We start from the raw sequence: 15565 nt of genomic DNA, 5'->3' as shown, positions 1-15565 counted from the left end.
ATTTGGAGGAGAGTTGGGTGCTTGAAAAATAAGGCGTCAACCTAGGTTTAAGGTTAAATTAATTCTTATAACCTTGAAAGGTGAATATTGGGCTAAAGCCCCGAGATATCATATTACATTCTAAATCCCCCAGCTGAAGCTGGGGGCTATTGATGATTAGGGAATCAATTTGATTGGGAATTGGATACTTCGACTCCGGTGGCTTCGACAAGCTCAGCCACCGGAAATGTGATACCGGCAGTCTGGTCCAAGTTTAGCGAAGCGTAACTTGGACCTAAAATGCGGAAAGTTATCAACTTTCATTAAAAACATTACAGTTTACGCCATCGAATTATCCTTCAGAGGTGCCCTGGGTTGACTTCGACTCCGCTCAGTCACCGGGTTTCGACTCCGCTGGCTTCGACAGGCTCAGCCACCGGGACCGAATTATCAACGATAAAAGCTATTGCTATAGTGTTAGCGCATATCCTGCAGTCAAGAAAAAGAAGATAAGAACGATAACATGCCCTATAACTCCAATTACTGTTCGGGCGGACTTATTCTTACGAATTTCAGAGATTCCCAGAAAGAGTCCTGCGATACTTATTCCAAAAGCTACTGTTACGGTCAATGCGAGTGGAGTTTTGTTTTCACCAAATCCTAGGTAATCCCAAAATGTCGCCACGATAAGTATCAATACGATGATAGAAATACTAACCAAAAAAAGATTGAATGTTTTTTTCATGTTTCTTTTAATGCGCTACATCATCTTTTTATATACACATTTAGCATAAGATTTGCGTATATACGAACCATCTACACGCCCTTTACTGTATCCTTTGTCAAATTAAGGATTTCGGAGAAGGAATCAATCTACGTACAAATAAAAATTTTGGAATATTAAATTTTCTGGAGCAAAAAAATAGAAATACCATCATTCACCAAGCTTCTGAAATGTTCCCTTCGACAGGCTCAGGGTACACTTAAACATTGAGCTTGCAAGAATGCTTGGTTATTTGGCAATTGAAATAGACCTTATTTAGTGCGCGAATTTTAAACCTAAGGCTTAATTTGTAAAAGACACCAGTCTATTTCTTAAATTAACGGTACCGATCAGCTGTATTTAGGAGCTGAGCGCTAAGTCTCGCCTTTATTCCCCCTCTTTGTTTAAAGATGGCTTCCAGACTAGGGCTTAAAGTTGGCAGAATGAAATGTAACAGGCAATTGATTTTACTCTTCATGTCCATAAACCACTCGGATTTCAGAATGGCCTTCAACAAATTTAACTAATTGGCCAAGGCTATTTTCCGCCAATACATTGTCATCCACCCAACCTGGTTCGATCTGATGAACAAAACCATATTTTGTATGACTGGCATCCCCTGTTAATAATACCGGACCTCCCTTGGTTACTAATAAATAAGACAAATGACTGTTAGAATGTCCTGGTGTATGAATTCCCCAAAAGGAACCATCCCCAAATATATCAATTACAGATTCCAAAGGAGATATGGACAAGCTTTTTTTCCAATCAAGTTCTCTAAGCGTATCTTCTTTTGTTAGGTGATTTGAACTGTAAAGGAGGGGAATGTTTAGATGTGCTTCTCCTTTCCCAATATATTTTGGTATAGCCGGGTCAATTTCGGGCAATCCTGCAGTATGATCCCCATGAAGGTGGGTAAGAAATATTCCTTTGACCGATTTATCCTCCTTATCCAGCTGTGCTTTAATGTTTTGGGATTTATTTTGCCTGGCGTCTTTTATAAACTTACCTGCCAGTAGGCCATTGATATTCCCCTTATCCTGAAAAGAACTGTCAAGACCTGTATCGATCATATACCATCCTTTTTTTTCATGATGAAATAAGAAAGCAAATACGTCTACCCACAAAAAGTCAGGCAATCCATGATCAGCAGCCAATTTATTTACATTTAGCATGCCATCTAAAGGCACCTTAACCTTTCCTGTATTAAGAATTTTAAAGGAGTCAATTTGAGCATCCATTTTAAATATTTCTTTCCAGCTCTTGTGCATCAATTTGCTTGGAGGCAATGGATGATTGCTTCTCATTGGCTGAGAGGATTCACAACCAATAATCGCACTCCCTAGTATTAGAGCAAGGATAAATGTGTAGCACCTTAATTTTATGTTCATGTCTTACTTTATTTTTATAAGACAAAGGTGGGTTCAGATGGGAAAGAAAACTTGAACGAATTTGCTGTTTTTCAAAACAGCAGAAGGAGGAATGCCTATGGTTTTAACAAAAGTACGCGTTAGATGCGCTTGATCTGAAAACCCTGCCTCATAGGCCGCTTGAGTGAGGCTATTGCCTTCAATAATTTTATTAAAAGCCATTTTTATTCTGCACCAAAGAATATAATTCCGAATGGGCAATCCCATTTCTTGTTTAAATAAATGGAGCAGTCTGCTCTCACTTAAATAAGACTGCTCCATTAGTGTCTTGGTAGTAATTTCAGAGGTAATATTACTATTTATAAAATCCAGGACGTTTTGAATTCGCCCATCCTTCTTTTTAGAAACCGGTACAGAACCATTAAAACCGAGAGCACCCCTAATCATTTGATGTATTTCAGCCCATTGATTGTCCGCTAGTAAGCTAATCAATCCGGGGAAATCAAGTTTATCATAATTGGGTAAAAAATCAATGATTGATTTAGATTTCAAGTACCTCTCTTTAAGGTATTCTCCCAAATGAGATTCATTGTCAATACTGACAATTACCACTTTCTGTCCCTTGGCGTCACATTCATGAGGATGGTTTGGCGCTACCAATAGAACATTTTTATCTATCCAGTTTCCACTTTCATCCTTCCAAAGGTAGGGGCTATTAACTCCGGCTATCAGCTGAATTAATGGGTGCTGGTGCTTAGCTATGGCTCTATAGTTAACTCCAATAAAAACAGACAGTTCCTTCCAAATAATTAAATGGTTCAAAGGTTTAAGATTTAAGTATTGCGAAGTAAAATCCCTAACATTAAAAAGAGCTACAGGGAATTAACAGGTACACTAAGGTAAGGAAATTAGGACAAGGTATTGTCGGCATTGTTGCAAAAAAAGCCACCACTCCCCTGCTGCAACCTGCCTGGCCTATTTAGGGAATCCATTTCTGGTCCAAGTTTCCTTTCTGGTCCAAGTTTAGCGAAGCGTAACTTGGACCTAAAATGCCGAAAGTTTCCAAATTCGTTTAATAGCACCATCAAATTGAATAACGAAACTGCTCAATAGGAATGGGCTTTAGCCAATTATAAAAGCCATACCATTTCACCCGGCTTTAGCCAAATTTTGGAGGGGAGTTGGGTGCTTGAAAAATAAGCCATCAACCTAGGTTTAGGGTTAAATTAATTCTTATAACCTTGAAAGGTGATGATTGGGCTAAAGCCCCGAAATATGATATTACATTCAAATCCCCCAGCTGAAGCTGGGGGCTATTGATAATCAGAAATCAATTCGATTTGAAATTGGATACTTCGACTCGGCTGGCTTCGACAGGCTCAGCCACCGGAAATGTGATACCGGCAGGCTGGTCCAAGTTTAGCGAAGCGTAGCTTGGACCTAAAATGCCGAAAATCTCCAAATTCATTCAATAGCTCTGCTTTCCTCCCACGCAAATTCATTAACGAAACCTGCGCAATAGGAATGGGCTTTAGCCAATTATAAAAGCCATACCATTTCACCCGGCTTTAGCCGAAATTTGGATAGAGAATGGAGCATTAAATACCACACCTAGGCTTCGACAAGCTCAGCCACCGGAGTTCGTCAGAATCAGCCACAAGTATAGTTATTTTTTGATAATTGAGAACTTCACAGTTAAATACCTACCTTTTTAATGCATTTGACAGCTCTTTATTTGCATTTTATATAATAAAAAAGTATTTTCAATGTAGTTTATTAAATTTTACATTAAACCCAATTAACATGAGTACGAAAAACACAGTATCTATTGCAATTCCGGAAGCGGAATTGCAAACCGTTAAAGAAGCCATCGCTACCCTTAAAAACACTTTAAGCCCCTACATGATTGCGATTAGTGCCGTCGAGAGACAGAAAGTGCCTAAAATGGGCGATGGTACCATGCCCTTTGTGGAAAAAGTAATGGAATATGCCCAGGAAGATGGTCAATTTCTTCCTCCCTTTGTTGATTTGAATGAATTGAATAAAGACTGGGCGGCAGTGAAAGGCCTGATGCCACTGCTTAGGGATTTGCAGCAGGTGGAAAGCAACCTGAATGATACCGTAATGATGGCAGGGTCTGAAGCCTATGTGGGAGCACTTAGCTACTATAACTCTGTGAAATATGGTGCCAAATTAAATATTGCGGATGCTAAAGTGATCCACGATGATCTTAAGCAACGCTTTTTAAGAGCTAAATATGGTTCTTCCGATGAATCCAATAACTAAATAACAAACCATGCTTATGTCACCCAAATCAATTTAAGGGGTACAGTCAAAATCTATTGAGCTGTACCCTATTTTTTTTTCAGGTGATTTGTAATCTCTCTTCTTTTTCTTCTTTGCCCCGCTATTCAAACAGCTAATAACGAATTAAAAAAATCGAATTATTCGGTTCTACCATCGAATTTTGACCCTTTTTGGTCGAATTACCGAGCTTCTATCTCAATTGATCTGCCAAAAAGGCGGAATTTTCCGGATAAAAAATTGAAAACCCCACCTCAAAGCTCGAATTTTGAAGCTAAAAACTGAAATGGGTACCCTCGAAGGTACCCTTCTCTACGTTGGGATACCAATTTTCTCACCCATACCCTTAAAATTCCGGCAATTATGTCATATTTTCGACGTTAAGACCAGAATGATGTCCCTTTTTGGTCGAAATTTCGATGGTTTAGGTCGAAAATTTGAGTTCAAAGGTGGAAAATTCGAGCTAAAAGGTCGAATGTTGTCAGTTTTAGGCACTACCCCTCTGTTTCTTGTCAGAAATTGGAGTTAGGAAGGTATAAGGGTATGTTCAAGGGTACCTTATAAGCCTCTGAGACACTCAACAAAACCTACCCAATCCGCAAACTAGAACTACAACGGGATCTTGTTTCCAATTCCGATCGAGCGAGACAATGAATCGAAACCTTAATTGTATAACCTTTGCTAATTTATTATGCACTAGGTTTTGGACATGATTTCACTGACTGTTTTTCAAAATACTTCACAGGTATAAGGTTAGTTGCCTATGCAACCAACTGCCTTATTATAATTGTAATTTACAATAGGGAGATTAGTAGGGGCTACCGAATAGTGAAGAATCAAACTTTTAATATTTATGGGATATTAGCTGTTGGTTGGTCCATTTTCATCATTTACATACTCCAGAATATCACTTGGCTGGCAGTCCAATGCTTTACAAATAGATTCTAAGGTACTAAAACGAATAGCTTTCGCCTTACCTGTCTTTAAGATAGAAAGGTTAGATAAGGTTAAATTAACCCTTTCAGAAAGTTCATTGAGAGAAACTTTACGCTTGGCCATTATCACATCTAAATTTACAATAATTGGCATAGCTTAAATTGTTAAGTCATTTTCGGATTTCATATCAATGGCATTTTGCAATAATTTTTGAAATATTGCCGCTGTGGTAGCAATGACTATTGATGCAAAAGTAGTTACAATGCAAATGGCAAGAAAGCCCGCTGGGTCGTCCTCTATATTATGAGATATTCTTATGATGATACCTGCTGCTACAATTAATGCACTTATTGCAATGGCACAATTCTTAATACTCTTTAAAGCGTTAACAGCGTTTGATGAAAATACATTATTTTGTCCAATGTATCCTAGTAATCTGAAAGCTTTGTAAAGTGCAATAAAAAAGAGGATTGATACGGCATATCCATACAAAATGAACGGGTCAAAATATATGTTAAACAAGTCTAAATTAGTGGCTCTTCCTTCGGTCAAGGGAAACCAAATCAAAATGGCAAAAGCCCCAATTCCGATAAGCAATAGGACTGCCTTAAGGAATATTATTGAATATTTATTCATAATGAATTTACGAAATCTTATGTTTATCAACAAAAGTAATAAATATTTATTGATAAACAATAAATATTTATTACAAAGATGAATTATCGAAAATTTTAATTCTTTGTGTTATGAACCCTATTTTCAAGTTTTGCATTTGAATCATCGGAGGGTTAGGATAACTAATCAAATCCGGTACTTTGGATTTGCATGTCTGTTATTTTTATACTGAGGCTTGTTTTCAGTGAAGGCTAAAGGTTAAGGCCAAGAGCAGTTGTTGAATTTGTTCAACTACTTTCCGGCTTAAAAGAACTTTTAATTAAAAAACAGATCTAGTTACCACTACACCCGTTATTGTCAATACGAATGTGGACAGCTACCTTAGAATTATCCCCTTTCTGGTCCAAGTTTCCTTTCTGGTCCAAGTTTAGCGAAGCGTAACTTGGACCTAAAATGCCGAAAGTTTCCAACTTTCTTTTAATAGCACCATCAAATTGAATAACGAAACTGCTCAATAGGAATGGGCTTTGGACAATTATAAAAGCCATACCATTTCACCCGGCTTTAGCCGAAATTTGGAGGGGAGTTGGATGCTTAAAAATAAGGCATCAACCTAGGTTTAGGGTTAAATTAATTCTTATAACCTTGAAAGGTGAAGATTGGGCTAAAGCCCCGAGATTTGATATTTCATTCCAATCCCCCAGCTGAAGCTGGGGGCTATTGATATCTGGGATCAATTCGATTTGAAATTGGAGACTTCGACTCCTCTGGCTTCGACAAGCTCAGCCACCGGTAGGTAGGCTGGTCCAAGTTTAGCGAAGCGTAACTTAGACCTAAAATGCCGAAAATTTCCAAATTCATTCAATAGCTCTGCTTTCCTCCCATTCAAATTGATTAACGAAATCTGCTCAATAAGAAAGGGTTTTAGCCCATTTATAAAAGCCATACCAATTCACCCGTCTTTAGCCAAATTTTGGAGGAGAGATGGGTGCTGGAAAAATAAGGCATCAACCTAGGTTTAGGGCAAAATTAATATTTTTAACTTTTTAAGGTGAAGATTGGGCTAAAGCCCCGAGATATGATATTACATTCATATCCCCCAGCTGAAGCTGGGGGATATTGAGGTTCTGTAATCAATTTTATTGATAAATGAATTCAATTAATATTTTCATGGGCCTATTGAATTGGTTAATGAAAACCAATTCAACAGGATCGGGCTTTAGGTGAAATCTACTTTGGATGCCAGAAAAAAAACAGATTACCTAAATTCTACCTGGGTGTCCAACCAATCTGCCTTCTTCAAAACTTTCTTTTCAAGCTCATTATTAAAGAAATTTGTTCGGATTTATAATCCTGAACAGATGGATGGAATCTGGAACGCAAACGCCTGCATTTTGTCCCACATTTGTTTTGTAAACCATCAAAACAAATAAAAAAATGAAAGCAATTATCACAACTGGTTATGGTTCTCCAGAGGTATTCAAACTAAACCTGGTAGCCAAGCCTAGCCCAAAATCAAATGAAATTCTTGTCCGCATTCACGCATCTGCGGTAACCAAAGCAGACACGATGATGCGAACCGGAAAACCTTATATAGGTAGACTGTTTTTAGGCATCTCCAAACCAAAGCATCAAATCTGGGGTACAGGCTTTGCCGGAGTTGTAGTGGCCGTTGGTTCGGAGGTAACAAATTTTAAAATAGGTGACAACGTATTTGGGGAAAACATAGCCTCTTTTGGTACCTACGCACAGTTTGTAACCATACCCGAAGAGGGTGTAGTGGCACATATGCCCAAATCAATCAGCTTTGAAGAGGCAGCAGGAATGTGTGATGGCGGCATTACTTCCCTCAACTTTCTATGCAATATCGGCAATATTTATCCCGGACAGAAAGTGTTAATCAATGGAGCATCAGGCAGTTTGGGAGCGGCCGCAATCCAAATCGCCAAATATTATGGTGCCATTGTAACTGCTGTCTGTAGCACAGCCAATATTGAAATGGTAAATTCCCTCGGTGCTGATGCCGTCATCGACTACACAAAAAAAGATTTTGCCCAAAACAAAAATAGTTACGACTTAATCTATGACACTGTGGGTTCTCGGTCCTTTGCAGAATGTAAAGATGCCCTAACCGAAAATGGCTGTTATGCTTCCCCTGTATTGGGTATGCCATTATTGGGGGACATGGTGACTACTTCCCTATTTGGAAACAAGAAAGCCAAATTTTCGGCTACTGGATCTTTACCTACGGAGGAGATCAAGCGACTAATGGGAGTATTGCTTGAAATCATTGAAGCTGGGCATTTCAAATCCCCAATCGACCGCCGTTACAAGTTAGAACAAGTAGTTGAAGCACATGCCTATATAGATAAAGGCCACAAAAAGGGCAATGTTGTCCTTAAGCCTTTTGCCCTTGCCTAATCTATTCCTTTATCAAAAATGACACGAACTAAAATGAAAAAGCAAATAATTTCAACTTATTCTCAATTGTTATTCGGGCTCTTTGGTATTATTTCCTCATGTTCAGAAGATGGGCTAATAGCTACACCGGATACAAACCAAAAGCATATCACTGAAATTCCGGATCCGAATTTTGAAAAAAAATTAATTGAACTCGGCATCGATAGTGACGGATTAATTAACCAAATGCTTTTAACAGAGGATGCCAGGAATATCAGCACATTGGTTTTAGACAGCTCTCTTGAAACGCCTGAAGAAGACAAAATAGCAAACCTTAAAGGTATTGAGGCTTTTGAAGATCTGGTATCCTTATCCGCTGGAAACAATGCTTTAACTGAAATTAATTTAGCAGCAAACCAAAAATTAACCTCCTTGTACCTTGAAGCCAATTATCTTCAGACATTGGACATTGGCCACAACAAGCAACTGGAAGACATTAATCTCATCTTAAATAATCTTACTGAAATCAATGGATTAAATAATGCCAATCAGTTGAAGACCTTAAACCTTTCATGGAATCTGCTGGAAAGCCTTTCTGTCAACCTTCCAGGTTTAAAAGGACTGAATGTTGAAACCAATAAGCTAAAGGAATTGGATGTGCAGGGCTGCAGTTCCTTAGAGACCATGATCGCCAAATTAAACGAGCTTGAAACCATAGACTTAAGCACCAATACAAATTTGAAATATGTGACCTTATCGGCCAATCAATTAAAAGAGATAGATCTTACCAACAATGTTAGCTTAGAAAAATTATGGCTTTCAAGCAATTCTCTCAAGGGCTTGGATGTCAGAAATCTCATTGGGCTGAATCTGCTTGATATTAGCAAAAATACAAATCTAAGTTGTGTGAGAATTGGCCAAAACCAAAATATTTTGACGATAGCCAAGCAGGATCACCAGGAACTTAGGACTAGCCCTTGCGATTGAGACAAAAGAAAAAGTGAACCTGAAGAGCATTTAGCAAGAACCTAGGCTTCTGTAATGAAGAAATTAACGAAATTAATCAAAGACCCGAAAATTTTAAAAAGTGAATTGCTCAACCAGCACGGAGAAAGTAATACACCTACCAAACGGAAAAATCAATAAAAAGGCAAGGCACTTTGCCTACATTGGAACGTTCGCCCTTTTGCCTTATATTTAAGCTGAATTAGTTGAATAACTATTCAAATTAATTGGTGAAAAAGATTTCTGGGACCAAAGTAAATACATTATGAAAATCAATTCTCTAAAACCAAGACCAGAAATTAGCAATAACCCAAAATTACAAAAGGTTTATACGCAATTTGAAAAATTAATAGATGAGCTAAAGGTTATAGCATTGCCAGAAAAAATTACAGTTTTTATAAATGCATCCATAGATGAATTGAATTTGATTTCTAATGAAAAATTGCGAAGTCAAACCAAAAAGAAACAGTCTAAAATCATCACCCTTATAGAAAAAGAACTAAAAATTGTCCCTATCAACCATTATCGCAATACATGGATGGCGATAGGAATGTCCGCTTTTGGCGTTCCACTAGGCGTAGCACTCGGCGCAAGTCTAGGGAATATGGGTCTTATAGCAATTGGTTTACCCATTGGTATGGCCATCGGTCTTTCGGTAGGTACAAGCATGGATAAGAAAGCACATGAAGAAGGCAGGCAGCTAAACATGGAAGTGAAATTCTAAGCCATTCTTCCAGGTTGGATAATTTTAAAAGAAAGAAAATTTAGCGAAGCAAAAAAAGATGCATTTTAACAAACTGAAAACAACCCTATTAACCATCCTATTCCTTTCCATTTTAAGCTGGAATGTCGATGCAGAAAGGATAGAAAAACAAAAATTATCCACCCTTGCCGTCACAAATGAAAAAATAGCTACGGTTGAAGCCTTGACCAACCATGGGAAGTTTACCTACCACCTTGACAATACCGGAAACCTTGAGGTTTCAGCTGCGCTACAGGCTATCTTCGATGAACTTGGGGCTTTAAAAGATGTATCGGCAACCATTACATTTTTACCCGGAGTGTACTTCCTGGATGCCCCTGTCGTTGTTAAAATAGCCAGTGTCAAACTAATTGGGCATGCCCACGGGGGAATTGACATACATGGTGCAAATATTGAAAGTGGCACAATTTTCCGACTAGGCAAAAACACTGGCCCTAACTGCATCACCTTTGACTATGCGGGACGTAGCAAAGCTTTTCCTTCAGGAGAAACACCTTGGCCCAATCAAAATTTAAAAGTGGAATTGGAAAACCTTTCTTTTGTAGGGTATAACAATACCGGAGTGAATACTGCCGATGGCTATAGCCGATTTCGAAATGATGAACCCAATTTTAGAGGGCTACACTGGTACCCTGCCGAGGACAGGTATAAGGATGTAGAGGCAGAAGGTCAACGGGCAATCGTATTGCCAAAGGCACCCAAAGGAGAAGGTGTAGCAAAATGTGAATTACTTAGGGTTACAGGCTGCTATTTTACTGAATTATACGTGGCCATAGACATTGCCGATTGCGACGTTAGTTACATCAATAAAAACTGGTTTGGGCAACTGACCTACGGAATCAGACTCCATGGCAATGGCCAAGGAATGATGGCCAGTGACAACTTATTTGCCGACTTGGAAACAGCTTTTAAATTGAAGAAACCTGTATTTTCTAGCTTCCACAACAATACTTTTGCTTATATAAGTAAATGCTTTGAAATTGATGAAATCCAGAGTTCTACAATTACTGGAAATGCAGTCTACAACTGGAAAATCTCCACAGGTGCAGCAGCCTATGGCTCTTTTTGCCATGTTAAGAAAAGCATGAATTTAAATGTTTCAGGAAACAGCATTGCCCAATACCTCGACAGCAGAAAGCGAAGCAAAACAACGGATTCAGAACCAAATGGGCAATCATTTATTCAGTTCGACAACGCAAAGCAGCTGATGTTTTCTAACAATATTGTCCATACCCTTATTAGTCAGACAGTCGTTCGACTGCACAATTCAAGTAACTGTGTGGTAGTAGACAATATTATCACCTTTGGAGAGGGTGGCAACGCAGTGGCTGAAACGGGAAATTCCAAGGACAACCTTTACAGGCCTATTGACCCAAAAGATTCTGCACCATTTGACAAGTACAAATATTAACTTGCCTCCGATAAGATTTTGTCAGCATTGTTGCAGAAAAAAAGCAACAATACCGCCAAAATCAGGTTATTCTAAACGTTTTCCCCAAGGCCTGACACCTTTGGCTACATATATTTCGCACCGCTAGGGCTCTGATTTATCGTTAAATTTATCGGATTATTGCATTTACAAGAAAACCAGACTGTTTTCAATTTCAGCATGTAAAAGATGCTTATTTAGGATTTTAGCAATTTAAAGCAAGGCCAAAGAAATTATTCGTCTAAGATGGAACAAGCTACAAACATCGCTAAAAGGACCTCCAATCTGTGGGAATTGAACAAACTTCAAATTTCTCACAATATCATTGATTACGATTCTCTTGGGCTTAATATTTCAAAAAATGAATCCGAATTTGTAAGGCTTCACTTTGGACTCCATGGGGCTTATGATTTCAAGTTTACGCAGCTTAACGCTTCCTATCAACTTTCAGGACACCATAACAATATTTTGTATTCTGATGGGCTTGAAATAACCGTTGAAAATAAAAGCAAAAGGATTGAGACTTTTGGAATAAGCTTCAACACTGATTTTTTTATTGAGATTGCGCAAAATGGGAATGAATCACTAAAAAGACTTGCTGAAAAGGTAATTAACAAGGAAAATGCCATTCTTTCACCCGAATGGAAAACCAATAATTTCAAAATTCAATCTGTTATCAATGAGATTATTCATTGCCCTTATTCAGAAGGTCTCAAAGATTTGTTTCTCTTATCCAAAAGTATAGAATTGCTGGTGCTACAAGCTGAATTGTATGAACAACAAGTGAACAAGACTTATATAAAAGACGACAATGACCGGAAGAAACTATTAGATGCCAAAGAATTATTGACTGCGAGAATTGACAATCCACCTACATTAAGTGAGTTATCAAAATTGGTTTCTTTAAATGAATACAAGCTTAAGAAGGGGTTTAAGGAGCTTAATGGCATTACCGTTTTTGGCTATATAAAACACATCCGCATGAACCTGGCCAAAAGGCTTTTGCTAGAAACTTCCAAAACAGCAAAAGAAATTGCCTATGAAACAGGCTATGGTTCTCCACAACATTTCTCAAAAGCCTTCAAAGAGCAATTCGGTATTGCTCCCAATAGTATTAGAAATTTTCCAGATTCTACAATCATCTAAGCCAAGAATCACTCATTTTTGGGTTTGAAAAAAACTATAAAAGAAAAAAAATCAATGGTAATCCGAAAACAAGTAGCCTTCAATGCCAGTAAATCAAAGATCTGGGATTTGCTAACCAATCCCGCAATGACAAAACAATACATGTTTGGTTGTGAGGTCCTTTCCGAATGGAAGGTTGGCAGTACTATCATTTGGAAAGGAAAAACGGAGGATGGGGATGATATTGTTCATGTTAAAGGAGAAATAACAGAAATTGAAAACGGGGAAAAAGTATCCTTCACGATGCTGGATCCCAATAGTGGAATAGTAGACAAACCGGAAAATTACGCACATTTGACCTATGAAGTAGGCGATTCAGAATCGGGAGCTACCTTCAATTTGATACAGGATTTTGAGGGGACAGAGAATGCCCAAAAGAGGCACGATGAATCTAACATGGGCTGGGACATGGTCATTGAGCGGATGAAAAAAATCCTTAGCGGAAAAGATGTATAATCTCTTTATAATGAATCACTAAAACTTTAATAGACGAAATTCATACTTTTGTAACAGACATTTTTTTAGTTATATTTAACCTCCAGATTTTAATCTCGTATAAACTTAAACGAAAGATCTGGAAAAGCGCAAAAGCGCTTATTTAATTTAACAGTGGCATAGAGCATCTTTTTGAAACCATTTTAAAGGGATTTATGATCCTTTATTTTTCTATCACCTATCGGAATAAATGCACTTAAAAAAAACACGTGAAATTTTAAAAGGTTTTTTGTACTCTCGCAGAATTTTGGCTCGTTACTATTCTTTAAAACGAATTAAAAATCATGACTTCTCTATAATATCAGACAACTGCTGGGGCCGGGAATTGTATAAATTCCTTGGATTGCCATGTCTTACTCCAACAGTGGGCATTGGCATTGAAAAAGACTATTTGGATTTTATCGAAAATTTGAATAGTGAATATGCGTATGAAGTAAAAGAACTGGATAAAACCGAATGTGAACAAATCACGGGGACAATTTACCCCGTGGGAAGAACTCCCTATGCAAAAATTCACTTTCTCCATTACGATCGATTTGATGTAGCGCAACGGCTATTCCGAATGCGGTATAAAAAAATCAACCCGGACAGAATTTTTTATAAAATCGATTTTGACTTTTACCATTGCCGTAAAAAACAAGATATAGAACGCTGGAACAAAATGAAATTACCCAACAGCGTTGCATTCTATTCTGATGAAACTTTGAAATTTTATTCCGGGAAAATCCACAACGGCGTGTATATTAAAAAGAAAAATATTGCTGATAATAATTACATATTCGGATACACTCAAAAATATTTTGATTATATTTCATGGTTAAATACTGGAACGCCTATTCAAAACAATAAATACCGGATCCTCAATCTCATTTTGTTAGACGACAGTATTAATCTGGGCTTCATACTTTTTTTAAAATCAATTTTAAAATTCTTATCCAACAGTACCTCCAAGGAAGATGAAATTAAAACTTAAAAATAAACCAGTTCTTTTTTTAGCACTCCTTTTAACTGCCACATCCATTTTGGGTTTCAATTTTAACGAGACATCGTATGATGGAAAGCAAGAAAATCTCATCGATCAGGGGAAAGTTGAACTGCACCAACAAAAGCTAAGCAACTTCACCCTTAAAGATGGAGAAGAGTACAAATTGGTGAATTCTTCCATCAAGCAATTTTACACCATCGCATTTAGTGGGGAAATTGAAAAGTTTGACACTCTTACCATTGGTAAAGGTAGTGGCAGGTACCTTACCAGTAATCTAATCATCACCCCAGACAGTATAATCTCTAACAGAGTCACCAATGTAACTGCCAGGACAGCTATCAAGCATCAGCTAAAATTAAAAAATGAAATTAGCATTAAAATTGAAAGAGGCTTAAGTTCAAGTACTGTCACCATAATAAATGAAAATGACACTTTAAGTTTTTCTTCCGATTTTATAGGAATGAACCAACCATTTATTCATTCTTCAGGTACGGAGATAAAGGTTGACACTTTTGAATTTATTTGCGAAGATTACAAGTCTGATGTATTTGTATTTGGCGACAGTTATGTAAGTAGCGCTAATCCATCAAGGTGGCCCTATTATATACATGCGGCAGGCTATCAATTTTTATGTGATGGGTTGCCAGGGGGCAAGTCTAAGGATTCCTATGATTTTATCAATGCTGCCTTTTCTATTCATAAACCCAAATATGCCATTTGGTGCCTGGGAATGAATGATAAAAGTGACGTTGAAAGAGTCGCCAATGATGAATGGAAAGCTTATGTGGAAAAGGTGATAAAATTGTGTGATGAAAACAATGTGACCCTAATTTTCGCAACCGTTCCAACTGTGGAAATAAGAAACAACAGAGGCAAGAATGATTTTGTCAGGGCTTCGGGCTATAGGTACATTGACTTTGATGAAGCAGTATCTGATGGTGAAGGAAACTGGAAAGCCGGGATGTTGGCCAAAGATGGTGTCCATCCTGATAAAAAGGGAGCAGAAGCAATGGCAGACAGATTCCTGGCCGATTTTCCTGAAATCAAGAATTACATAAGGTAAAAAGACAACCTCTTTATCAACCCCAAAAGACGATCCAAATTAACATCTGCTACTGCATAGCATTTGAAAATAAGTTTAGCAATAAACCAAGAGGTAAACATCTGCTTACCAATGGGCTATTTTCAAACTTTAGGAACCTCGATAATTTTTAGTTTTATTCAAGACATCCTTCCAGGGCTTGTTTTCTTTCCCATATCTCTATATATTAAATGGATGTTTTAGGAAGGGATGAAAAGTGGTCCCTCCAAATCATTCAACCCAACATTCTATGAT

14 protein-coding genes are annotated in these 15565 nt (G+C 37.8%); 9 read left to right on the top strand and 5 right to left on the bottom strand.

Annotated elements, in window-relative coordinates; genetic code table 11:
- Positions 1-448 precede the first annotated feature (448 nt).
- The 3 genes from AC0L7T_RS04025 to AC0L7T_RS04015 all read right to left on the bottom strand — a co-directional run bounded on the left by AC0L7T_RS04025 (position 449) and on the right by AC0L7T_RS04015 (position 2934).
- Positions 449-700, bottom strand: coding sequence for a hypothetical protein (locus AC0L7T_RS04025; protein WP_473341187.1), 252 nt, complete (start codon positions 698-700; stop codon positions 449-451).
- Between the two features lie 509 nt (positions 701-1209).
- Complete coding sequence (locus AC0L7T_RS04020; RefSeq protein ID WP_473341186.1) at positions 1210-2133, bottom strand: MBL fold metallo-hydrolase; 924 nt, start codon at positions 2131-2133, stop codon at positions 1210-1212.
- Between the two features lie 33 nt (positions 2134-2166).
- Entirely contained in the window at positions 2167-2934 is a 768-nt protein-coding gene (locus AC0L7T_RS04015) for a helix-turn-helix domain-containing protein (RefSeq protein WP_473341185.1), read from the bottom strand.
- A 981-nt stretch (positions 2935-3915) separates the two neighbouring features.
- Between AC0L7T_RS04015 and AC0L7T_RS04010 the strand changes: the two genes are divergently transcribed.
- Positions 3916-4398: a hypothetical protein gene (locus tag AC0L7T_RS04010; RefSeq protein WP_473341184.1), complete on the top strand. Its 483-nt coding sequence runs from the start codon at positions 3916-3918 to the stop codon at positions 4396-4398.
- A gap of 879 nt (positions 4399-5277) precedes the next feature.
- On the opposite strand, the gene AC0L7T_RS04005 is transcribed toward AC0L7T_RS04010, so the two are convergent.
- Positions 5278-5505, bottom strand: coding sequence for a helix-turn-helix domain-containing protein (locus tag AC0L7T_RS04005; protein WP_473341183.1), 228 nt, complete (start codon positions 5503-5505; stop codon positions 5278-5280).
- A 3-nt stretch (positions 5506-5508) separates the two neighbouring features.
- Positions 5509-5988 (bottom strand): DUF2975 domain-containing protein, encoded by a 480-nt coding sequence (locus AC0L7T_RS04000; RefSeq protein WP_473341182.1) that lies wholly within the window; start codon positions 5986-5988, stop codon positions 5509-5511.
- 1416 nt (positions 5989-7404) lie between these two features.
- On the opposite strand from AC0L7T_RS04000, the gene AC0L7T_RS03995 reads away from it, so the two are divergent.
- From AC0L7T_RS03995 to AC0L7T_RS03960, 8 genes are all read left to right on the top strand, one after another.
- Entirely contained in the window at positions 7405-8388 is a 984-nt protein-coding gene (locus AC0L7T_RS03995; protein ID WP_473341180.1) for an NAD(P)-dependent alcohol dehydrogenase, read from the top strand.
- Positions 8389-8421: 33 nt separating this feature from the next.
- Complete coding sequence (locus AC0L7T_RS03990; protein ID WP_473341179.1) at positions 8422-9354, top strand: leucine-rich repeat domain-containing protein; 933 nt, start codon at positions 8422-8424, stop codon at positions 9352-9354.
- 283 nt (positions 9355-9637) lie between these two features.
- Positions 9638-10096 (top strand): hypothetical protein, encoded by a 459-nt coding sequence (locus AC0L7T_RS03985; protein ID WP_473341178.1) that lies wholly within the window; start codon positions 9638-9640, stop codon positions 10094-10096.
- A 58-nt stretch (positions 10097-10154) separates the two neighbouring features.
- Positions 10155-11546 (top strand): NosD domain-containing protein, encoded by a 1392-nt coding sequence (locus AC0L7T_RS03980; RefSeq protein ID WP_473341177.1) that lies wholly within the window; start codon positions 10155-10157, stop codon positions 11544-11546.
- A gap of 264 nt (positions 11547-11810) precedes the next feature.
- Positions 11811-12710: a helix-turn-helix transcriptional regulator gene (locus tag AC0L7T_RS03975; RefSeq protein ID WP_473341176.1), complete on the top strand. Its 900-nt coding sequence runs from the start codon at positions 11811-11813 to the stop codon at positions 12708-12710.
- 54 nt (positions 12711-12764) lie between these two features.
- Entirely contained in the window at positions 12765-13205 is a 441-nt protein-coding gene (locus tag AC0L7T_RS03970; RefSeq protein WP_473341175.1) for an SRPBCC domain-containing protein, read from the top strand.
- Positions 13206-13491: 286 nt separating this feature from the next.
- Entirely contained in the window at positions 13492-14217 is a 726-nt protein-coding gene (locus tag AC0L7T_RS03965; RefSeq protein WP_473341174.1) for a DUF1919 domain-containing protein, read from the top strand.
- On the top strand, positions 14201-15292 hold the full coding sequence (locus AC0L7T_RS03960) for an SGNH/GDSL hydrolase family protein (RefSeq protein ID WP_473341173.1): 1092 nt from the start codon (positions 14201-14203) through the stop codon (positions 15290-15292). The genes AC0L7T_RS03965 and AC0L7T_RS03960 overlap by 17 nt, the downstream gene beginning before the upstream one ends.
- The last annotated feature ends 273 nt before the right edge of the window (positions 15293-15565 follow it).

Source organism: Cyclobacterium sp. 10D3-21 (assembly GCF_055809755.1).
This window is presented reverse-complemented; position numbering and strand designations above follow the sequence as displayed.